21 protein-coding genes are annotated in these 21,867 nt (G+C 60.2%); 13 read left to right on the top strand and 8 right to left on the bottom strand.

Going from position 1 to position 21,867, the window contains the following annotated elements; genetic code table 11:
- Positions 1–51 precede the first annotated feature (51 nt).
- The 4 genes from RAC79_RS17815 to RAC79_RS17830 all read right to left on the bottom strand — a co-directional run bounded on the left by RAC79_RS17815 (position 52) and on the right by RAC79_RS17830 (position 5,186).
- On the bottom strand, positions 52–1,125 hold the full coding sequence (locus RAC79_RS17815) for an ABC transporter ATP-binding protein (RefSeq protein ID WP_174039806.1): 1,074 nt from the start codon (positions 1,123–1,125) through the stop codon (positions 52–54).
- 7 nt (positions 1,126–1,132) lie between these two features.
- On the bottom strand, positions 1,133–2,644 hold the full coding sequence (locus tag RAC79_RS17820; protein WP_174039807.1) for an alpha-N-arabinofuranosidase: 1,512 nt from the start codon (positions 2,642–2,644) through the stop codon (positions 1,133–1,135).
- Between the two features lie 122 nt (positions 2,645–2,766).
- A complete protein-coding gene (locus tag RAC79_RS17825; RefSeq protein ID WP_065656073.1) occupies positions 2,767–3,696 on the bottom strand; it encodes a transcriptional regulator in 930 nt (309 codons plus the stop codon).
- 182 nt (positions 3,697–3,878) lie between these two features.
- A complete protein-coding gene (locus tag RAC79_RS17830; RefSeq protein ID WP_174039808.1) occupies positions 3,879–5,186 on the bottom strand; it encodes an ABC transporter substrate-binding protein in 1,308 nt (435 codons plus the stop codon).
- Between the two features lie 112 nt (positions 5,187–5,298).
- On the opposite strand from RAC79_RS17830, the gene RAC79_RS17835 reads away from it, so the two are divergent.
- The 6 genes from RAC79_RS17835 (at position 5,299) to RAC79_RS17860 (ending at position 10,857) form a co-directional block, all read left to right on the top strand.
- Positions 5,299–6,363 carry a LacI family DNA-binding transcriptional regulator gene (locus RAC79_RS17835; protein WP_174039809.1) on the top strand — a complete coding sequence of 355 codons (1,065 nt, stop codon included), beginning with the start codon at positions 5,299–5,301 and terminating at the stop codon, positions 6,361–6,363.
- Positions 6,356–8,233, top strand: a complete 1,878-nt coding sequence (locus RAC79_RS17840; protein WP_174039810.1) for a DUF2264 domain-containing protein — start codon at positions 6,356–6,358, stop codon at positions 8,231–8,233. Before RAC79_RS17835 ends, RAC79_RS17840 begins: the two co-directional genes overlap by 8 nt.
- Positions 8,230–9,246 (top strand): hydroxyacid dehydrogenase, encoded by a 1,017-nt coding sequence (locus tag RAC79_RS17845; RefSeq protein WP_174039811.1) that lies wholly within the window; start codon positions 8,230–8,232, stop codon positions 9,244–9,246. Before RAC79_RS17840 ends, RAC79_RS17845 begins: the two co-directional genes overlap by 4 nt.
- The gene (locus RAC79_RS17850; RefSeq protein WP_174039812.1) at positions 9,243–10,019 is read left to right on the top strand and encodes a sugar phosphate isomerase/epimerase; all 777 of its coding nucleotides are present in this window, start codon (positions 9,243–9,245) and stop codon (positions 10,017–10,019) included. Before RAC79_RS17845 ends, RAC79_RS17850 begins: the two co-directional genes overlap by 4 nt.
- Before the next feature lie 101 nt (positions 10,020–10,120).
- Positions 10,121–10,381: a DUF4160 domain-containing protein gene (locus RAC79_RS17855; RefSeq protein WP_174036699.1), complete on the top strand. Its 261-nt coding sequence runs from the start codon at positions 10,121–10,123 to the stop codon at positions 10,379–10,381.
- Entirely contained in the window at positions 10,378–10,857 is a 480-nt protein-coding gene (locus RAC79_RS17860) for a hypothetical protein (protein WP_174036700.1), read from the top strand. The genes RAC79_RS17855 and RAC79_RS17860 overlap by 4 nt, the downstream gene beginning before the upstream one ends.
- Before the next feature lie 17 nt (positions 10,858–10,874).
- On the opposite strand, the gene RAC79_RS17865 is transcribed toward RAC79_RS17860, so the two are convergent.
- The 4 genes from RAC79_RS17865 to RAC79_RS17880 all read right to left on the bottom strand — a co-directional run bounded on the left by RAC79_RS17865 (position 10,875) and on the right by RAC79_RS17880 (position 15,155).
- Positions 10,875–11,951 carry an ABC transporter ATP-binding protein gene (locus tag RAC79_RS17865; protein ID WP_174039813.1) on the bottom strand — a complete coding sequence of 359 codons (1,077 nt, stop codon included), beginning with the start codon at positions 11,949–11,951 and terminating at the stop codon, positions 10,875–10,877.
- An 86-nt stretch (positions 11,952–12,037) separates the two neighbouring features.
- A complete protein-coding gene (locus RAC79_RS17870; RefSeq protein WP_020809242.1) occupies positions 12,038–12,913 on the bottom strand; it encodes a carbohydrate ABC transporter permease in 876 nt (291 codons plus the stop codon).
- A complete protein-coding gene (locus RAC79_RS17875; RefSeq protein ID WP_003520181.1) occupies positions 12,906–13,859 on the bottom strand; it encodes a carbohydrate ABC transporter permease in 954 nt (317 codons plus the stop codon). Before RAC79_RS17875 ends, RAC79_RS17870 begins: the two co-directional genes overlap by 8 nt.
- Before the next feature lie 6 nt (positions 13,860–13,865).
- Positions 13,866–15,155: an ABC transporter substrate-binding protein gene (locus RAC79_RS17880; protein WP_125146367.1), complete on the bottom strand. Its 1,290-nt coding sequence runs from the start codon at positions 15,153–15,155 to the stop codon at positions 13,866–13,868.
- Between the two features lie 117 nt (positions 15,156–15,272).
- Here RAC79_RS17880 and RAC79_RS17885 point away from each other — a divergent pair, with 117 nt between their 5' ends.
- The 7 genes from RAC79_RS17885 to RAC79_RS17915 all read left to right on the top strand — a co-directional run bounded on the left by RAC79_RS17885 (position 15,273) and on the right by RAC79_RS17915 (position 21,642).
- The gene (locus RAC79_RS17885) at positions 15,273–15,983 is read left to right on the top strand and encodes a TetR/AcrR family transcriptional regulator (RefSeq protein WP_080857166.1); all 711 of its coding nucleotides are present in this window, start codon (positions 15,273–15,275) and stop codon (positions 15,981–15,983) included.
- A gap of 245 nt (positions 15,984–16,228) precedes the next feature.
- A complete protein-coding gene (locus tag RAC79_RS17890; RefSeq protein WP_065656148.1) occupies positions 16,229–17,371 on the top strand; it encodes a Gfo/Idh/MocA family protein in 1,143 nt (380 codons plus the stop codon).
- 10 nt (positions 17,372–17,381) lie between these two features.
- On the top strand, positions 17,382–18,545 hold the full coding sequence (locus tag RAC79_RS17895; RefSeq protein WP_142844524.1) for a dihydrodipicolinate synthase family protein: 1,164 nt from the start codon (positions 17,382–17,384) through the stop codon (positions 18,543–18,545).
- 24 nt (positions 18,546–18,569) lie between these two features.
- Positions 18,570–19,391, top strand: coding sequence for a sugar phosphate isomerase/epimerase (locus tag RAC79_RS17900; protein WP_078053612.1), 822 nt, complete (start codon positions 18,570–18,572; stop codon positions 19,389–19,391).
- A gap of 18 nt (positions 19,392–19,409) precedes the next feature.
- A complete protein-coding gene (locus RAC79_RS17905) occupies positions 19,410–20,645 on the top strand; it encodes a Gfo/Idh/MocA family protein (protein WP_065656150.1) in 1,236 nt (411 codons plus the stop codon).
- Between the two features lie 335 nt (positions 20,646–20,980).
- The gene (locus RAC79_RS17910; protein WP_162856817.1) at positions 20,981–21,151 is read left to right on the top strand and encodes a hypothetical protein; all 171 of its coding nucleotides are present in this window, start codon (positions 20,981–20,983) and stop codon (positions 21,149–21,151) included.
- Positions 21,152–21,432: 281 nt separating this feature from the next.
- Complete coding sequence (locus RAC79_RS17915; RefSeq protein ID WP_003508146.1) at positions 21,433–21,642, top strand: cold-shock protein; 210 nt, start codon at positions 21,433–21,435, stop codon at positions 21,640–21,642.
- Positions 21,643–21,867: the final 225 nt, after the last annotated feature.

Genomic DNA, 21,867 nt, shown 5'->3' on the forward strand with positions numbered 1-21,867 from the left:
GAACATCCCGTCGAGGGATGGTTTGCTGTTTCGAAAGACGCCTCCTCGCGCCTATCGCAACCGTCCGCCGTTATCGTCGAAGACAAGGACATGGTCGGGCGAGGCGGTAAGCGATACCGACCGGCCATCCAGCCTTTCCCGCGTGCCCTGCCGCTGCACGATGATTTCCTTCCCGGATCCGGTGCGGGTATAGAGGTAGGAAAGATCGCCAAGCTCTTCCGCGACCTCGACGACGACCGGCAGGGCGCCCTGTTCCGTAATCGTCAGATGCTCCGGCCGAATTCCGATCTCGACCCGCTGGCCGGGGGAAACGGACTGGGCAAGCCGGGCCCTGAAATGCCCCGCCCCGCCCTCGGGCGCGAGCGTCACGATGCCATCCACCTGGGAGACGATATCGGCCCGCAGGAAATTCATCGCGGGCGATCCGATAAAACCGGCCACGAAGCGGTTGTCCGGATCGTCGTAAAGGGAGAGCGGCGCCCCCGCCTGCTGCACGATGCCGCCCTTCAGCACGAAAATCCTGTCCGCAAGCGTCATGGCCTCCACCTGGTCATGCGTGACATAGATCATCGTCGCGCCCAGCTTGCGGTGAAGCCGGGTCAGTTCCAGCCGCATCTGCACGCGCAGTTCGGCGTCCAGATTGGACAGCGGCTCATCGAACAGGAAGACCTTCGGCTGCCGCACGATGGCGCGGCCGATGGCCACGCGTTGCCTTTGCCCGCCGGAAAGCTGCGAGGGCCGCTTGTGCAGATGCTCCTCAAGCTGGAGGATGCGCGCGGCCTCGCCCACCCTCTCCGTCACCTCCGCCTTCGGCCGGCGGGCAAGACGCAGGCTGAACGCCATGTTCTCGAACACCGTCAGATGCGGATAGAGCGCATAGTTCTGGAACACCATCGCAACCCCGCGATCCGCCGGTTCGACCGCGGTGACATCACGCTCATCGATGGCGATGCGCCCGCCGCTGGTTTCTTCAAGGCCGGCGATCATGCGCAACAGGGTGGATTTTCCGCAGCCGGAAGGCCCCACGAAGACCGCGAAGCTGCCGGCTGGAATTTCCATCGAAACATCCCGGATCGCCGCGAAGGATCCGAAGGACTTGGCGACATTGTTGAGACGGACACCCATGGCCGCCTCACTGAACCTTCAGCCGCAGCACATGATAGGACAGCGCCGGCACCGAACCCTTCAACGCCCCGTCCTCCACGGCGACGCCGCTGCCCGGCACCGGCACAACGCGATCCGGCTGATCCGGGCCGTTGCCGAGACGCAGATCATATCCCGCCATGGCAAGATGCAGGCTGAGAGTGGCGGATGAATAGCCGGTGAGGCTGACATCGATCTCCGCCGCTTCTGTCAGATGGCGATTGAGCACGAACAGCGTCACGACACCTTCCGCTTCGTCATAAACGCCGGCAACATCGAGATATTTGACGTCGTCGGCCGCGTTGCAATCGTAAGTCGGGCAATCGACGGCGACGTTCAGCGCGACGCCACGGCCATAAAGCGAGGCGAACTGATAGGGATAATAGATCGTCTGCCGCCATGCAGGCCCGTTCTTTTCCGCCCGGATGGGGGCGATGACATTGACGAGCTGGGCGATGCAGGCGATGCGCACGCGGTCCGAACGGCGAATGAACTCATTGAGCAGGCCGGCGACAAAAAGCGCATCTTCGAAGTTGTATGTCTCTTCCAGAAGTGCGGGCGCTTCCGGCCAGTCCCAGCTCTTGATGCGTTTGCCGTCTTCTTCGCGGATATGATACCAGACGTTCCATTCGTCGAAGCAGATGGAAACCTCGTTTTTGGCGCGCTTCTTGGCCTTCACGTAATCGATGACGCCGGCAATCGTCTGGATATAGCGCCCGGTTTCCTCGATCTTGCCGAAATAATTCAGCGTGTCGCGGCTGTTATTGCCGAAATATTTGTGCAGCGAGATGTGGTCGACATTCTCATAGCACTCCTCCAGTACCTCACGCTCCCATTCGGGATAGGTCGGCATGCCGTCATTGGAGCTGCCGCAGACAATCGCTTCAATCGTCGGATCGAAACCCTTGAAGGCCTTGGCGGTTTCATTGGCCAGCCGGCCATATTCCACCGCCGTCTTGTGACCGATCTGCCAGGGACCGTCCATTTCGTTGCCGAGGCACCACATTTTCACGCCGTGGGGCTTTTCCGCGCCGTGGCTGCGGCGCATATCGCTGAGCGTGGTGCCGCCCGGAAAATTCACATATTCGAGGAAATTGCGGGCGTCATCCAAACCGCGGGAACCGAGATTGACGGCGAGCATCATCTCGATGCCGGCCATCTGCGCCCAGTCGGCGAATTCGTTGATACCGATCTGGTTGGTTTCCTTGGAGCGCCATGCGAGATCGAGACGGATGGGGCGCTGGTCGCGCGGCCCAATGCCGTCTTCCCAGCGATAGGCCGAAACGAAGTTGCCGCCGGGATAACGGATGGCCGGAATTTTCAGGTCCTGCACGAATTTCAGAACGTCCCTGCGAAAGCCGTTCGCGTCCGCCTGCGGATGGCCGGGCTCATAGATGCCGCCATAGATGGCACGCCCCATATGTTCGATGAAGGCGGAATAAAGACGATCGTCGATACGCCCAATCCGGAAGTCCCGGTGGACTGAAACCCGCGCTTTCATAAGGCTCTCCTCCCTGCGCATTTATATCTTAAAATATGATATGAACCATATTTGATAATATAGTTGCCGAGGGAATCCGCGCCTGTCAACCGCGAAAATCATACTTTTGAAAATTGGCTGGATCAGCCTGCGGTGCGCAGGCGCAGAACGATGTCCTGATCGTAATTCCCGAAGCCGCGGCCAAAGATATTCAGCCCGCCCGGATGTTTTGCATCGGCCTTGACCTCGATGCGCAAGCGGATGGAGCGGTGGCTGGTCAGATCGATATCCGCCAGCGTCACATCCGAAATCCGGGTTCCGTCGACATAGGTTCCCTGCGCGGTGATGCGCCAGGTCTTGAGCATGCCATATTGGGAACCGGAGAGCTTCCACCAGTCCGGCGTAAACGCACCGCGCTTGTCGCCGAAGTCGCCGGGCGAGGTCCAGACCCCGATTTCCCGGCCGTTGACGGATAGCGTAATATCGGACGGCCAGTTGCTGTGCGTTCCCGGCACTTCGGAGCTGACCTCCATCGAAAACTCGATTTCTTCGACTTCCCGGCCTTGAATCTTGGCATTATTGGGAAACTGATATTCCACGAAGCCGGAGGTCAACCACAACAGCGCCGCCTTCATGCGGTCCGGATCCATGAATGTATCGGGCACATCGAGAAGGCCGATGATGCCCTCCGGCGAGCAGATGCCGCAGGGCGCGGTTACCGAACTTTGGGTGTAGAGACCGAGCGGCATGGCGACCGCGATGTAATTTGATGCGGCCGGCGCCTCGGGTTTTCGGAAGGAAACAATGAGTTCGTCACAGGTGGCGAAACATATTTTTTGGTTGCCCTTGCGCGCCTTGCGCGTTTCGGTTCGCAGCAACCCCGCTTCCTCGAGAACGGCCACGCCGGCGGAAACGGTGGACTGGGGAAGCTCCAGTCTCTGCGCAATTTCGTTGACGTTGAGGCCGCTCGCCTCATGCAGTAACTTCAATATCTGCACGCGGATCAGCGACGCCGCCGCTTTCAGGACATCGAATTCTTTTTCAGCATCAACGAGGAGGAAATTGGGCGCCATATTCTAATCTTCAGATTTATCGATCCAGATCAGAATTTCTGGCTTAAATGCCATGCACTTGTCCAGTGCTGTTTGTCATGCAGGCGCTTTTGAAAGGCGTGAAGCGCCATCCACCCCAGTCACTTCACAAAAAAGGCACCGCCACACGGTCTCGATACCGCGTGGCGGTGCCCGTTTCGTCGTCAGCCGCGCTTGCGCAGGGTCCGCGTGCCGGTGTCGACGAGGTTTTGCGCCGCTTCATCCACGCTGGCGCGGCCGAAGGCGAGCGAATCGGCAATGGGGCGCATCACGCCACGGTCGAACTCGTTGGCGCCGATCGGCGCGGGTTCCGGATAGGTATCGAGCTTGCCCGACAGGCTTTCGATATAATCCACCGTCTTGCGCTCGGTCTCGTTGAGACTTGGCAACAGGGCCTCGCGCACGACCTTGGCCGGCGGCACGCCACGCTCGACGCCGAGCACCTTGCCGGCTTCCAGATCGTTGACGAAGAAGTTGATGAATTTCGCCGCCGCTTCCGCATTGGTCGAGGTGGACGAAATGGACCAGATGAGGCCCGGCCGGTAATAATGCCCGGTCGGCTTGCCCGGCCCCTCGCCCGGCAACATGCCGATGGACAGCGTTTGTTTATTGAGCTTCTGATAACCGACAAGCTGGTTGGAATAGGCAAAGCCGATGGCCGAATTGCCGAGCGTCAGGGCATTGGATTCGATGGTATTGTCGTCACGCGTCTGGATATCGGCGGAAACGCAGAGCTTGTTCTCGCGCAGGTCCTCCCAATAGGCGAACCATTCCTTCGCATCTTCCTTGTTGAAGCCGATGGTGCCGTCCTGAAACAGCAGCTTGCCGCGCTGGCGCAGCCAGACATCGAAAACATAATGATAACGCGCGCCATAGGGCACCGCCCAGTAGTTCCGTTTTGCCGGACCGTTCTTCTTGAAATCGCGCGCCAGTTCCGAGAGCGCCTTCCAGGTAATCTGGTCCTGCGGTAAGGAAACGCCGGCTTCCTTCAGCGTGTCGGCATCATACATCATGCAGAAGGAATTCAGCCCGAGGCCGACGCCGTAAAGCTTGCCGTCGATGCGGCAGAGATCGACCTCGCTTTTGCCGAAGGTGGAAAGATCGAGCGACTTGCCGACGAACTGGTCCAGCTCCATGCAGGCGCCACGGCCGGAATAATCGGCGATGGTGGAAGGTTCAAGCTGGAAGATATCGGCGACATTGCGCCCCGCCATCGATGTCGCAAGCTTGGTCCAGTAATCGGAACCGGCGATCATTTCGCCGCTGATTTCCGTTTGCGGGTTAGCCTTCTGGTAAAGGGCGATCACGTCGTTGGTGCGCTTGCTGCGGTCGGCCGATCCCCACCATACGCAGCGAAGCCGGGTCTCAGCCGCGGCCGCGCGAAAACCGCCCCCCACTGCACCAAGACCAACCACGCCGAGACCGGCCAGCGCCGCCGTCACCAAAAATCCACGTCTGTCGATAGTTTGCATCTGCTCCTCCCGCGTTTTGCAAATTTTTCACTGACTACTAAAATTCTTGCAAATTTTCCTCGTTTGCAATATTTGCATCATATCAGAATTTTTTGCAAGCGCAGGAGACGATATGAACGATACGCCCGACATCAGCCGCCCGCGCCAGTCGGATATCGCCCAGCGCGCTGGCGTTTCCATCAGCACCGTCTCGCGCGTTCTTGCGGGAGAAAAATGTATCAGCGCGTCGATCCAGACCAAGGTTCTGGGGGTGGCCGCGGAGCTCGGTTATCCGTTGCGACCGGTCGCGAACCAGACCGGCGGCGTGCCGCTGGGGGGCAAGAAAATCCTCGCACTCATGTCCGCCGAAAGGGCGACCGGCGATATCGGCGCTTTTTATCACGATATTTTCGACATGCTGCGCAGCCTTGCCCAGACCGACGGTTTCGAACTCGACATCCGGCTCTTGCACCAGAAACAGGTGGATGATGCGCTGACCCAGCGGGTCTGCGAGGTGGACGGCCTTCTCGCCATCGGCCTCGATCCCGAGGATGAAATCATCCACCGCATCACGCAGGGTGTACTGCAACCGGTTCTGGTCAACAGCGCCGATCCCTCCATGATGCTGGACTGCGTCTCGCCCTCCAATTTTTACGGCGGCGCGCTGGCGGCGCGGCGGCTGCTGGAACTCGGTCACCGCAAGGTCGCCTATATCGGCCCGCATCATCGCCACACCATCAGGGAGCGTATGCGCGGCTTCCGCCACACGATCCTTGAGGAAGAGGGAACGACCTATGAGGAGTTTCTGCTTTCGACGGCGGATAGCGGCTTCGGACAGGCGGGCGACGCGGTTCGCCAGCTATTGGCCCAAAACCCTGAACTCACCGGCATTTTCTGCATGAATGACGCGATTGCGCTCGGGGCGCTCGGGGCGGCGCAGGAGCTTGGCCTCGCCGTGCCGGACGATCTTTCCATTATCGGCTTCGATGACCTGCCCTTTGCCGAACTCTCCACGCCCCGTCTCAGCACGATCCGCGTCGACCGCCGAGAAATCGCCCGCGAGGCGGTGGAACTGATGCGCCGCCGGCTGACGGAACCCTCCGCCAATGCCCGCCAGGTGCAGCTCGGTGTGCAGCTGGTGGAAGGACAGACGGCCGGCAAGGCGAAAAAGACAGGAAAGGCGGCACGCGATGCATGACACCATGAGTAAGCCCACCATGGCCAGATTCAATCCGCTGCACGGCAATCCGCTCAAAAGCCGCGCCGATGTCCGGCGGGCGCTCGACGACAGTTTTGCGCCGCTTCTTCCCTATTTTTCGCCGGGCGGTGCAAGAGTGACGCTGAGCGGCACCGCCGCGCATTTCGACCGGGCGGCGGCTGATCTGGAAGGTTTCGCCCGGCCGCTCTGGGGCATCGCACCGCTTGCGCTGAGCGGCGATCATTTCGACCATTGGCCGCTTCTGGCACGGGGAATAGCCAACGGCACCGATCCTTCCCATCCCGAATATTGGGGCGACGTGCGCCAAAGGGATCAGCGGCTGGTAGAGCTTGCCGCGCTCGGTTTTGCGCTGCGGCTTGCGCCTCAGCACCTGTGGGAACCGCTCTCCGACGCGCAGAAAGACAGTGTGCGCCGCTATCTGCTGACGGCGCGCGAGCGCAATTACGCCGATAATAACTGGAAGTTTTTCCGGGTGATGGTCGACATGGCGCTGGATCATCTCGGCATCGACTTCGACCGCAGCCTGACAGAAACATTCCAGAAGGAACTGGATGAATTCTATATCGCCGACGGCTGGTATCGCGATGGCAATTACCGCCGCATCGACCATTACATCGCCTTCGCCATGCATTTTTACGGCCTGATCTACGCGAAACTCAGCAAGCCTGAGGATGCCTACGCCGCACGCTACCGGGAACGGGCGCGCCTCTTTGCCGGCGATTTCGCCAGCTGGTTCGATGAGGATGGCGGCACGCTCGCCTTCGGCCGCTCCATGACCTACCGCTTCGCCTGCGGCGGCTTCTGGGCGGGTCTCGCCTTTGCCGATGAGGAGGCGCTGCCCTGGGGCGAGATCAAGGGGCTTTATCTGCAACATCTGCGCTGGTGGGCGAAAAAGCCGATTGCCGATCGCGACGGCGTGCTTTCCATCGGCTACGCCTATCCGCAGCTCACCATGTCGGAAAGCTATAATTCGGCGGGCTCGCCCTATTGGGCCTTCAAGGCCTTCCTGCCGCTCGCCCTGCCGGAAAGCCACCCCTTCTGGCAGGCGGAGGAAAAGCAGCCCGAGGCCTCCGCAAAACCGAGACCGCTCATTCACCCCGGCATGGTGATGATGCGGACCAGCGGCAATGTCACCGCGCTTTCCAGCGGGCAGGAAAACCTCTCCATGCGCGGCGGGCCGGAGAAATATGCCAAATTCGCCTATTCCTCCCGTTACGGTTTCGGCGTCGAAGTGGATGAGCGCGGTTTCAGGACCAACGGTTTCGACAATATGCTGGCCTTCTCCGAAGATGGCCTGCATTACCGCGTGCGCGAGACCAACGAAAAGGTTCTGCTGGCCGGGGAAAGCCTGCGGGCAACGTGGAAGCCCTTCCCGGATGTGGCGGTTGAAACGACGCTGGTTGCGGCTGGCGGCTGGCATATCAGGCTGCACCGGATCACCTCCGCCCGCCCCCTTTCGGTGACCGAAGGCGGCTTCGCAATCAACCGCAACGATGGCGACCGCGATGCCGTGCGCGAAGAAACCGGCCGGGCGACCGCCGATTGCGGCACAGACATATCCGCCATCGTCGATCTCGGCTCCAGCATAAGCCGCCACGGCGTGGCGCTGAAGGCGCTGCCCAACACCAATCTCATCAACGCCAAGACCACGGTGCCGCAACTGCGGGGCGAGATTCCGGCGCGCGAGACCCTGCTTGCCTGCGCGGTCTTTGTCGGGGTGACCGGGCCAGAAAGCGAAACAGCGTTGGCGAACGTTCCGGCACTTCCGGATATGGAGGCGCTCGACCGCCTGTTTGCGGAACGGGGCGTTCCGGTCAGCAGCATGGCGGCAACGGGAGAGCCGCAATGACGCGCCCGCTTCCGCGTCTCAGCCTTGCCATGGACCCGGAGCGAACCCAGCATGTGCTGACACCGCAGGCGCTCGAAAGGCTGTCGCAGAGCGTCGATATTCTCGACACGGGGCGGATCTGCGATTTCCACGATCCCACAGTGAAAGAGCAGCTGGCGCGGACGGATATTCTTCTGACCGGCTGGGGCTGTCCGGATATCGGCGCGCGGGAGCTGGCGCTGATGCCGCGCCTCAGGCTGATTTCCCATGCCGCCGGCACGGTCAAATATTTCCTGTCGCAAGCGGTGTTCGATCGTGGCGTTACCGTGTGCAGCGCGGCTGAGGCGAATGCACAGCCGGTCGCCGAATTTTCTCTGGCGATGATCCTGCTCGCCGGCAAGCGCACCTTCGGCTTCCGACGCCTTTATCTGGAGCATCGCGACCGCGCCCCTGTCGAGCTGTTACAGGCGCAGGCCATCGGCAATCTCGGCCTGACGGTCGGCATCGTCGGCGCATCGCGCATCGGACGTCGCGTCATCAATCTGTTGCAGCCCTTCGATCTCAACCTCATCCTTTTCGATCCGCTTCTAAGCCCTGCGGAGGCGGAAAAGCTCGGCGTGCAGCTTGTGTCGCTCGAGGAGCTGATGGCGGTGAGCGATGTCATTTCCCTGCATGCACCCTCCCTGCCGCAGACACGGCATATGATCGGCGCGGCAGCGCTTGCCCGCATGAAGGACGGCGCGACCCTGATCAATACGGCGCGCGGCGCGCTGGTGGATGAAGACGCGCTTCTGGCCGAACTGAAAACCGGACGCATCGAAGCCGTCATCGACGTGACCGACCCGGAAGTGCCGCCGCCGGATTCACCCTTTTACAGCCTGCCGAACGTCTTCCTGACGCCGCATATCGCCGGCGCCACCGGGCTTGAACGCGCAAGGCTCGGCGACATGGCGATTGCCGAAATCGAACGCTTCTGCCGCGCGGCACCTCTGCAACAGCAGGTGCGGCCGGAACATCTGGAACTGATCGCATGAGATTTTTCGAGCCGGGCCTCTGCTCCGTCACCTTTCGCTCCCTGTCGCCACAGGCCGTCATCGAGCTTGCCGCCGCAAACGGCATCAGGTCCATCGAATGGGGTGCGGATATCCATGTACCGCCCGGCGATCTCGAAAATGCAAGGGATGTGGCGGCGCGGACAGCGCAAGCCGGCCTCTCCGTCTCCTCTTACGGCTCCTATATCTTTGCGCCGGATTTTGCGCCGGAAGATGTGACCGCCGTGCTCGAAACCGCAAAGGCCCTCGGAACCGGCCATATCCGCATCTGGCCCGGCAGCCGCAAACGCCCATCTGCCGATTACTCCCCCGGAGAACGCCGCGCGGCAACGGAAGCGCTGGCGACAATCGCCCGCCGGGCGCACGACCATGGCATCACAATCGGCCTCGAATATCACCCCAACTCCCTGACGGACACCCTGCCCTCTGCCCTGCAACTCATGCAGGATTTGCCGATGCCCAACCTCTTTTTCTACTGGCAACCCGCCCCCGGCCTGCCGCTGGAGGACGCACTCGCGGAAATATCCGCACTCGGCCCACGCATCTGCCACCTGCACGTTTTCGCCTGGCTCACCGACGCCAGCCGCCTGCCGCTTCACGAACGCGCGGATTATTGGCGAGCGTGCGTGAATGCATTGCCGGAAGGCGACTGGAAAAAACCGGCTTTCGCGATGCTCGAATTCGTCAAGGGTGACGATGTCGGACAGTTCGCGGAAGATGCGGCGGTTCTCAGCGACATTCTTTATAGAACATAGAACCCGCCCTCTGACTGCGCAGTGACTGGAAATATGCTTCTTTGCCTCCCTTCACATAGTGAAATTTATGCACTATGTTTTATTGATGCCGTGGAGGCTGCATGGGCAAACTGGTTCAGATCGGGAACATCATCATACGCGTCTATGCGAACGATCACTTGCCACCGCATTTTCACATCGTAACACCGGATGCCGATGCCCTTGTCGACATCGAAACTCTGGAAATCCTGCGCGGCAAGCTGTCCCGCAGGGCTGAAGCCGAAGCTTTGGCATGGGCGAGAAGCAATGGGAATCTGATTGTCGATGAATGGAATCGGACGAACCCGCGTTTTCCCATTGTAGGAAGGGGAAAGAAGTCATGACACCACGCATCAAAACCATCCTCCCCAAACCGCCTTGCATGCTCATCATCGACTGGGCGGACGGGAGCCAGTCGACCGCCGATCTGACAGGATGGATAGCGACCGGAGGAGAATTGCTCAATCCGCTCCATTCGGCAGAGATCTGGCAGACCGCGACAGTCGCCGACTATGGCGCGACTGTAGAATGGGACGGAGACGACCTGGCAATCGATGCCCATCACCTTTACCAGATCGCAGAGGACCAGCGGGACTTCGATGTGGACGACCTGCGTAAATGGCAGGAGGAAATCGGCCTTTCCAATAATGAGGCGGCGGATTTTCTCGGAGTCACTTTACGGACGTGGAACAACTATCGCGCGGGCACGCCCGTAAGCCACGCGGTCAAGATGCTGTTGCGGGCCACCCAGCGCGACCCGCTTCTCATGCATGCGCATTTCCGGCCACGCCGTCCCGGACGCCCGAAACACGCGGCGTAAGACGGCTGCCGGCAGCGCTATATCCGCCGCCCATCCGCCCCGAACAGATGCGTCTTAGAAACATCGAACGCAAAGGGAATGGTCTCGCCGATGCGGATATGGCGCTGGCCGTCCAGCAGCACGGTGGCGGGCTGGCCGTCGGGGGTCGCGGTGTAGACCACCGTTGAGCCGCCGAGATGTTCGACGAGCTGGATGGAGGCCTCACCCAGCGAGGCCGATTGCGCCTGCGGGTTCACATGTTCCGGGCGCACGCCGAAGGTGAGCGGTTCGTCCTGTTGCGCCGCGACCGGTTTTTCCAGCACGATGCGCTGGCCGGCCACTTCGATGGTGCGGTTGGAACTGTCGCCTGAAGCCACTTTCGCGGAGAGGAAATTCATCTTCGGCGAGCCGATGAAACCGGCGACGAACTGGTTGGCCGGGTTGTTGTAGAGATCGAGCGGGCGGCCGACCTGCATGATGCGGCCGTCGCGCAGCACGACGATCTTGTCGGCCATGGTCATGGCTTCCACCTGGTCGTGCGTTACATAGATCATGGTGCTGCCGAGCGTCTGGTGCAGCTTGGCGATTTCGACGCGCATCTGCACGCGCAGTTCCGCATCGAGGTTGGACAAGGGCTCGTCGAACAGGAAGATTTTCGGTTCGCGCACGATGGCGCGGCCGATGGCGACGCGCTGGCGCTGGCCGCCGGAAAGCGCCTTCGGTTTGCGCTGCAAAAGCGGGCCGATCTGCAGGATATCGGCGGCCTTCTGCACCCGCGCCTGGACTTCCGGTTTCTTGTAGCCTGCCGTCTCCAGACCGAAGGCAAGGTTTTTATAGACGCTCATATGCGGATAAAGCGCATAGGACTGGAAGACCATGGCGATGCCGCGCTTGGAGGCGGCGGTTTCATTGACCCTTTCGCCATCGATGCGCAGATCGCCTTCGGAGATTTCCTCAAGCCCTGCAATCATGCGCAGAAGCGTGGATTTTCCGCAGCCCGAGGGGCCGACGAAAACGGTGAACTCGCCCGGCTCGATCTTGAGATCGATGCCGTGAACGACCGGAAAAGCGCCGAACCGCTTGACGATTTTTTCGAGCGTAATGCTGCTTGCCATGCTGTTTCTCCCGACTGTCGCGCCGCATGCGGGGCGGCAGCGACAGTGTTGATTGTCTTAAAATGCGTTCCCGATGCGGGTTCTGTTCAGCGTTTCATTCCGGTGGTGGCGATGCCTTCGATCAGCAGCCGTTGGAAGAACAGGAAGAACAGGAAGACCGGCACCAGCGACAGGTTGGACATGGCGAAAAGCGAGGTCCAGTCCGAGCTGCCGGTGGAATCCACGAAAGACCTGAGACCAAGCTGCACGGTGTAGGTGTTGATGTCGTTCAGATAGATCAGCGGACCGAAGAAGTCGTCCCAGGTCCAGATGAAGGAAAAGATAGCGGCCGTCGCAAGCACCGGCAGCGACAATGGCAGCATGATCTTCCAGTAGATGCGGAAGGGCGAGCAGCCATCCATCACCGCCGCCTCGTCCAGCTCACGCGGGATACCGCGAAAGAACTGCACCATCAGGAAGATGAAGAAGGCGTCCGTCGCGAGGTACTTCGGCACGATCAGCGGCAGCGAGGTGTTCACCCAGCCCATTTCTAGAAACAGGATATATTGGGGAATGAGCACGACGTGATAGGGGAGCATGAGCGTGCCGAGCATCAGCGCGAACCAGAAATTGCGCCCTCCGAAGCGAAGCCGGGCAAAAGCGAAGGCGGCGAGCGAGCAGCCGACCACGTTGCCTATGGTGGCGAGCACCGAGATGAAGAAGGAGTTCCAGAAGAACTGCCCGAAGCTCACCTGCAGCCCGGTCCAGCCGCGAATATATCCGCCGACATCCACCGCCGAGGGAATGAGTGAGGAAGAGCCGAACAGCTCGTCCTGCGGCCGGAAGGAACCCGAGATCATCCACAGGATCGGATAGAGCATCGCGAAGGACGCGATGATCAGCGCCGTGTGGAGCATCACCGATTTCAGCGGCGAACGTTGCGGGCCCTGGCCCGGCCGGGGGGCGGTAACAGCATCAGTCATCGTAGTGCACCCAGTATTTCGCGCTGAGGAACGAGAAGGCCGTGAACAGCGAGATGATGATCACCAAAATCCAGGCAAGCGCCGAGGCATAACCCATGCGGAAGAAACCGAAGGCTTCCTGATAGAGGTAAAGCGTGTAGAACAGCGTGGAGTTGATCGGACCGCCGGTGCCTTCGGAGATGATGAAGGCGGGGGTGAAGGCCTTGAAGGCATCGATGGTCTGGATCACCGCGTTGAAGAAGATCACCGGCGTCAAAAGCGGCAGGGTAATGCGGAAGAACTGCCGCACCTTGCTTGCACCGTCGATTTCGGCGGCCTCATACATGTCCTGCGGGATTTGTCTCAGACCCGCGAGGAAGATGATCATCGGCGAACCGAACTGCCAGACGGACAGGATGACCAGCGTGTAGATCGAATAATCCGGATTGGAAATCCAGCTCGGCCCTTCGTAACCGAAGGCCTGCCACAGGATCATGTTGACGAGACCATCCGAGGCGAAAAGCTGGCGCCAGAGCACGGCAATCGCGACGCTCGAACCCAGCAGCGACGGCAGGTAGAAGATCGCACGATAAAGCGTCAGCCCCTTGATGCCGCGGTTGAAGGCGAGCGCGACGAGCAGCGCGAAGATCAGCTTCAGCGGCACCGACAGCAGCACATAGGTAAAGGTTACCTGCATGGCTGCGGCGAATTTCGGATCGGCCGTGGCGATGCGCACATAGTTTGCCGCCCCCACCCAGTCCGGCGACTGCAACAGGTCGTAATTCGTGAAAGACAGGTAAAGCGACGCAAGCGCGGGACCGAGGGTGAGGCCGAAAAAGCCTATCAGCCAGGGCAGCAGAAACAGGTAGGCGTGAATGTTGCGGTCGAAAATCCGCTTCACGCCGCCCCGTTTCGGGAGAGCCGCGCCACGGCTCTCCCCCACAAGAGTTTCAGATCGAAAGGCCATAAACCATCACTTCCGTTTGATAACGGTTTCGGATTCCTTGACGAGGCGGTCACCGCCCTCTTCCGGCGTGATCTTGCCGAAGCCGATTTCCTCCGCCGTGCGTTTGAGGACGAAGGCGAATTCGCCCGCGCCCGGAGGCGGCGCCGGCGGCAGATCGCCGACGCCGGGGGTAATCTCGGCAATATAGTCCACCATCGTCTTGCTGACCTCGTCGAGCTTGCTGCTCAACTGGCTACGCATGGATTCCGAAGCCGGAACGCCGCGCTCGACGCCGAGAATATCGATGCCCTGCGGTTCAGCCACAAGGAAGTTGATGAAACCGACGGCCTGCTCGATGCCGGCGCTGCCATTGGCGACGCTGATGAGCATGGAGGGTTTCAGATAATGGCCGGAAGGGCCATCCTTGGTGCTCTTCGGATAGGAGCTTATGGCAAGCTTGGACTTGTTGAGCTTCTGATAACCGACGAACTGGTTGGAATGGGCGAATGCCGTTGCCGCCTTGCCCGTCGTCAAAGGGTTCGTTTCGATGTTGAGCTGGTCGAGCGCCTGCACATCGGCCGGCACACAGGCGCCGCTCTTACGCAGATCCGCCCACAAAGTGAACCACTTGGTCGCATCGGCAGGATCGAAGCCGATGCCGCCATCCTGCGTGTAGAGCGACTTGCCGTTCTGGCGCAGCCAGTTCTCGAAGCTCGGCTCCACGCCGCTGGCGTCGGCCGTGGCGTAATAGCCGGGCTTCGGCTTGTTCTTGCTGAGCTTGGCGGCGTTTTCGGCAAACTCCTCCCAGGTCTGGCCGATCGCCGGCGGCGTCGCACCGGATTTTTCCCAGGCCGCCTTGTCGAAGAAGACGGCGCTTGAATTGACGCCCAGATTGATGCCGTAAAGCTTGCCATCGACCCGGCCGGAATCGATGTTCATCTTGCCGAAATCTTCGATCTTCAGGCCCTTGCCGATATATTCATCGAGGGGTGCCAACGCGCCGCGACGGCCATATTCGAAGATGTAACGATAATCCATCTGAATCAGGTCGGGCGCATTGCGGCCCGCAACCTGCGTGGCAAGGCGCGGCCAATAATCGCTCCAGCCTGCGAATTCACCGGCAATATCGAGATCCGGCTTGACCTGCTTATAGGCTGCTATCGCCTTGTTGGTGCGGTCGGCGCGCTCCTGCGAACCCCACCACAACATGCGAAGGCGCGCGGCCTGGGCCTGCGCCGACCCTCCTCCCAATGTTGCAAGCGACAGGGCCGCAAGCCCTGCTGAAAGCACACCTCTTCTGTGAAGCATCATGGGCATTGGCAACTCCTCCCTATTGACTGCCAATTGATGATGAACGTAAACGACACTTGCCGTTTTATAACTAATTGGTTACATGGGAACACTGATCGCAAACATTGTCAAGCGGGTGCTGAAATGGAAGAAACGACAAAAAACCAGCCGTCCGATCCTGCCCCCGATGCGGCCATGGAGAAAACGCCGTCACCCAAGCGCAAACGCGCGACGACACAGGTGCGAAACCCGGAAAGAACGCGCGCCGCCATTCTCGAAGCCGCCCGCCGCGAGGTGGCCGCCAAGGGGCTGGCAGGGGCGCGAATCGATGTCGTCGCCCGGCGCGCCGGCACCAACAAGCGGATGATCTACCATTATTTCGGCGACAAGGATGCGCTTTATCTCGCCGTTCTGGAAGACGCGTACCGCCATATCCGCCATACCGAGAGACGGCTTGACCTGGCCCGCAAGGCCCCTTCGGAGGGCTTGCGGGAGCTTGCGCTTTTCACCTGGCACTATTTCCTCGACCATCCCGAATTCCTGAGCATTCTCGCCACGGAAAACCTCAATAAAGCCCGCTATCTCAGGCAATCTCCGGCAATTACGGCGATGCATTCGAATTTCATTTCAGAGCTGGAAGACGTGCTGCGGCGCGGCAGCGACGCGGGCGAATTCCGTGACGGTCTCGATCCGATCGACGTCTATCTGACCATCGCTTCGCTCGGCGCCTTTTATCTTTCCAACCGGTTCACGCTGTCGACGATCTTCCAGCGCGACCTGACAGACCCCGCCGAGCTGGAACGCTGGGGCCAGCATATCGTCGACACCCTGCTTGCTGCAGTGCGGCCGGTCTGAGCCGGCCGAACTGAATTCCTCTTTAACAACAGCGACGACGCGCCATTCGCATCCGCGAAGCGCGTCGTTTTCTTTTGCGGCGCGGTGGAAACACAAAAACGCAACGGTCGTCAGACCATGAATTTTTCCTGTCAAAAACACCTTGACAGATCGCATCCTTCACGACCACAAATAACCAAATGGTTACAAATTGCCATGTTTGACGGAAGCGGCTTTCGGGAAGAGGCCGCCTTGGGAGGAAATTCATGAAACGTATCGGCGTCATCATGCACGGCATCACCGGCCGCATGGGTTACAACCAGCATCTCGTGCGCTCCGTTCTCGCCATTCGCGATCAGGGCGGCGTGCTGTTGAAAAACGGCGAAAGGGTCATGCTCGACCCCATTCTGGTCGGCCGCAACGGCGCAAAGATCGAGGAAATCGCGAAAAAGCATAATGTCGCGCGCTGGACGACCGATATCGATGCGGCGCTGGCGAACCCCGACGATACGCTGTTCTTCGATGCCGGCACGACACAGATGCGCGGCAGCCTGCTGGAGAAAGCCATCAAGGCCGGCAAGAACGTTTACTGCGAAAAGCCGATTTCCGACACGATGGAAGAGGCGCTGGCCATTGCCCGGCTTGCCGAAAGCGCCGGCATCAAACACGGCGTCGTTCAGGACAAGCTTTTCCTGCCCGGCCTGCGCAAGCTCGCTATGCTGCGCGACAGCGGCTTCTTCGGCAAAATCCTCTCGGTGCGCGGCGAGTTTGGTTACTGGGTGTTCGAAGGCGACTGGCAGCCGGCGCAGCGCCCTTCTTGGAATTACCGTCTGAAAGATGGCGGCGGCATCATTCTCGATATGCTGTGCCACTGGCGTTATGTGCTCGACAATCTGTTCGGCCCGGTGAAATCCGTCAGCTGCCTCGGCGCGACCCATATTCCGGAACGTTTCGACGAGCAGGGCAAAGCCTATAAGGCGGATGCCGACGATGCCGCTTATGCCACCTTCGAGCTGGAAGGCGGCGTCATTGCCCATATCAACTCCTCATGGGCGGTGCGGGTGCGCCGCGACGACCTCGTCACCTTCCAGGTGGACGGCACCCATGGTTCGGCGGTGGCGGGCCTGACCAAATGCTTTACCCAGCACCGCACCAATACACCGAAACCGGTGTGGAACCCCGACCAGCCGCAGACCATCGATTTCTACAAGACCTGGCAGGAGGTGCCGGACAATGTCGTTTATGACAACGGCTTCAAGGCGCAGTGGGAAATGTTCGTGCGCCACCTCGTCGACAACGATCCGTGGCCCTATGGCCTGATGGAAGGCGTGAAGGGCGTGCAGCTTGCCGAACTTGGACTGAAATCATGGAAGGAACGCCGCTGGCTCGACGTTCCCGCTATTTCGTAAGGAGGCGATGGTGAGCGAACTCAAGCTTCCGAAGGATGACCGCAGCATTGAGGTCTACAGACTATCAGGCACGCCGGTCGCGGTTGAGAAACGAAGTGTGGCGGATTTCAACCGCGTCGCCTTCGCGGCCGCCCATGTGGTGGCCGATCCCCTTGCCGATAACGACCCATGGCTCACGCCCGCCATCGACTGGGACGCCACCTTACGTTTCCGTCACCGCCTGTGGGATCTCGGCCTCGGTGTCGCCGAGGCGATGGATACGGCACAGCGCGGCATGGGGCTCGCGTGGCCGCAGGCGCAGGAACTGATTTCCCGTTCGCTGAAGGAGGCGGCCAGTCGCAAGGATGCGCTGATTGCCTGCGGCGTCGGAACCGATCATCTGAATGGCGGCGGTTACGACCTGAACCAGATTGTCGACTCTTACCTGGAACAGCTTGATTTTGTTCAGGGAGAAGGCGGACGCGTAATCCTGATGGCGAGCCGTGCTCTGGCCGCTGCCGCCCGTTCGCCGGATGATTATCTCAAGGCTTATGCCAGAGTTTTATCCCAGGCTGACCAGAAAGTGGTGATCCACTGGCTGGGCGAAATGTTCGACCCGGCGCTTGAGGGTTATTGGGGGGCTGGCGACCATATGGCGGCGATGGAAACCTGCCTTACCATGATCGAGGAGAATGCCGACAAGATTGATGGCATCAAGATTTCGCTTCTCTCCAAGGAAAAGGAAATCGTCATGCGCCGCCGTCTGCCATCAGGCGTGCGCATGTATACCGGTGACGATTTCAACTATGCCGAACTGATCGCCGGTGACGAGAAGGGCCATTCGGATGCCCTGCTCGGCATTTTCGACGCCATAGCGCCTGCGGCTTCGAAAGCGCTGGCCTGCCTGAAGCGCGGGGCGGACAACGAGTTCTTCGATATACTGGAGCCGACGGTGGCGCTGTCGCGCCACATCTTCAAGGCCCCGACCCGCTTCTATAAGACCGGCGTGGTGTTCCTCGCCTATCTCAACGGGTTGCAGGACCACTTCACCATGGTCGGCGGGCAGGAAAGCACCCGCTCCACGCAGCATTTCGCTGAGCTTTTCCGACTGGCGGACAGGGCCAATGTGCTGACCGAGCCGGATCTGGCGACGCAGCGCATGAAGGCGTTTCTGGCCGTCCGTGGCATCGGGTGAAGCAAAACAAGGGGAGATACCGAGATGAGCCTTGAAGGCCTTTCCATCAATTTCGCCACCGTGCGTCAGGGCGGAGACTTCGGCGCGATCGTCGATGCCTGCCTCGCGCACGGCATAACCGCCATCTCGCCCTGGCGCGAGCAGGTGCATGGCGTTGGCCTTACGGAAGCCGCCCGCATTGTCGAGCAGAACGGGCTGCGACTCAGCGGCCATTGCCGGGGCGGCTTCTTCCCTGCGCCCAATGCGGAAGGCCGCCGCCTCGCCATCGAGGACAATAAACGCGCCGTCGATGAGGCAGCCGCCATGAAGGCAGACTGCCTTGTGCTGGTCGTGGGCGGCCTTCCCGCCGGTTCGCGCGATCTGAAAGGTGCACGGCAGATGGTGGAGGACGGCATGGCCGAGCTTCTTCCCTATGCGCGGGCTGCCGGCGTGCCGCTTGCCATCGAGCCGCTGCATCCCTTCTATGCCGCCGACCGCGCCTGCTTCAACACGCTGAAACAGTCGCTCGATCTCTGCGACAGGCTGGGTGCCGGCACCGGTGTCGCCATCGATGTCTACCATGTCTGGTGGGATCCGGAGCTGGAAGAACAGGTGGCGCGTGCGGGCAGAAACGGGCAAATTCTCGCCCATCATATCTGCGACTGGCTGGTGCCGACCACCGATCCGCTCAACGATCGCGGCATGATGGGCGACGGCGTGATTGACCTCAAGGCATTTCGCGCCATGATCGAGGCCGCCGGCTTCCACGGCCCGCAGGAAGTGGAAATCTTTTCGCATCGCTGGCAGGCGCGCCCGATGGACGAGGTCCTCGCCACCGTGGTCGAGCGTTTCAAGACTGTTTGTTGATTATCCGGGAGAGAGACGATGCCTGAAAAGGTGAAACGCAAACGCTATGCGCTGGTCGGCACCGGCAATCGCGGCACCACCATGTGGGGCCGCGAACTTCTGGCCGGCTGGAGCGACTATGTCGAACTGGTCGGCATTTGCGACCTGAACCTGATGCGCGCCGAGCGCGCCCGCGCCATGATGGGATCGAACGCGCCGCTCTACGACGATTTCGACCGGATGATGGAGGAGCAGCGACCCGAGCTGGTGATCGTCTGCACACCTGATGACACACATGACGACATCATCATCCGGGCGCTCGAAGGCGGGGCCGATGTCATCAGCGAAAAGCCCATGACCACCACCCCGGAAAAGATCGACCGTATTCGCGCGGCGGAGGCCAAAAGCGGCCGCCGCGTCGACGTCTCCTTCAATTACCGTTTCTCTCCCACCGCTGCCCGCATCAAGGAGCTGATCGACGAAGGCGCCATCGGCACCGTCACCTCGGTCGATTTCCACTGGTATCTGGATAACCAGCACGGCGCAGATTATTTCCGCCGCTGGCACGCCTTCACCGAGCATTCCGGCAGCCTGTTCGTGCACAAGGCCACCCACCATTTCGATCTCTTGAACTGGTATCTCGATTCCGATCCCGTGGAGGTGAAGGGCTTCGGGCAATTGCTGCATTATGGCAAGAACGGCCCGTTCCGCGGAACGCGCTGTCGCACCTGTCCGCACAAGAACGAGTGCGATTATTTCATGGATCTCGGCGCCGATCCTTTTCTCGATGCGCTTTATGAAGACCCTTCGACGGTGGACGGTTATGTGCGCGATGCCTGCGTCTTCCGCGAGGAGATCGACATTCCCGATACGATGAGCGCCTCGATCCGTTATGCCAGCGGCGTGCAGGTCTCCTATTCGCTCAACACCTATATGCCGATCGAGGGCCATCACATCGCCTTCAACGGCCATAAGGGCCGCATCGAGATGCGCCAGTATGAAAAGCAGCCCTGGACGGAACCGCCGGCCGATGAAATCCTGCTGGTGAAAAGTTTCGGCGGCGGTGTCGAGCATATCTGGGTGCCACATGAGCCGGGCGGCCATTATGGCGGCGACAACCGCATGCGCGACATGATCTTCAAGCCCGGCTCCAACGACCGGCTGCGACAGCGGGCGGGCTCGCGCGCCGGCGCCATGTCCGTCCTGACAGGGGTGGCGGCGCTGAAAAGCGCCCGTGAAGGCGGCACGGCAGCGGTGAAATCGCTGCCGGTTTAACCGCCTTCGTCTGCGGCCCATCGACAACTGGGCCGCAGATGGCAATTGCCAAAAAAGAACGGACGATATTCCACAGATTACGCGCTTCTTCCATACCGGTAAAATGGTCGCCGGGGGAAGAAAGAGTGAGTCATGTCCAGTTTTGAATCCTTCGTTCCGCTCATAATCATCGGCCTCAGCCTCGTCGTATTTTTCAAATGGGTGGGGCGAGATATGAACCGGGAAGAGAAAAAGCCGCGTTCCCGCCGCTGACGGAGGAAAAGCGCGCCCGCGCGGCGTGGAAACGGAACCCGCGCCTTTTCCCCTGCGTTTCCCCTTTAAAAGGAGGACGCGACATGACGAACAAAACGAAGCCGAAAACAGTTGACAAACGGCCTTCCAGCCCGAACGACATTCCTCCCGCCGGCCCGCACGCCAAACCGTCCCTCACCGACTATGACAAGACGCCGGGGGCAGGCAGCCTGCCGGATGACCGTGCGAAGGACGTGTCTCCCGGTGGAGGTTGATGCGCGCGAAACCAAAGGCCGCGCCAGACCGGCCGCACGATTGGGTCAGCGGGAAATAGCACCGTGAACCAGATACTTAGCCAATGATCGGTCGCTCGCCAGTGCTTTTTCCTTCAATGCCCATTGCAAAATCAAAAATTGCGCCTATATTTTCTTTATCGACCATTGCTTGTGACGTCGTTCTGGAACAGACTGTTCCCCGTCGGATTTCCTCTCAAATAATCGATCTTATCCCGCAAGGTATCGCGGGAACCACAACGATTCTACGAAAGGAAATCGTTATGAACACTGGTACTGTAAAGTGGTTCAACGCCACCAAGGGCTTCGGCTTCATTCAGCCTGACAATGGCGGCACGGACGTTTTCGTTCACATCTCCGCTGTTGAGCGCGCTGGCATGCGTTCGCTGAACGACGGCCAGAAGATCAGCTACGAGATCGTCCAGGACCGTCGGTCCGGCAAAAGCTCGGCTGATAACCTTCAGGCAGCTTGATATTCGTCATTTGACCCCGCAGACCACGGATGTACTGGCTGCAGGTTAGAATGATTGTGAGAGGTCGGGTCAAAGCCCGGCCTTTTGTTTTTGGGCCAGGGAAAAAGCGCGTCCGCGAAGAAGCCTAAGCCGTGCGCCACCGCCGCAAGGGGTAAAGAAGAAAATTCAGCGCGAAGGGCTGCTGCCTGCCCCAAAAAGGTTACCCGCCCCCGACAGCCTTCCGAT

Origin of the sequence: Agrobacterium sp. LR_9, from assembly GCF_041954855.1 — a bacterium.
Lineage (GTDB): Bacteria > Pseudomonadota > Alphaproteobacteria > Rhizobiales > Rhizobiaceae > Agrobacterium > Agrobacterium leguminum.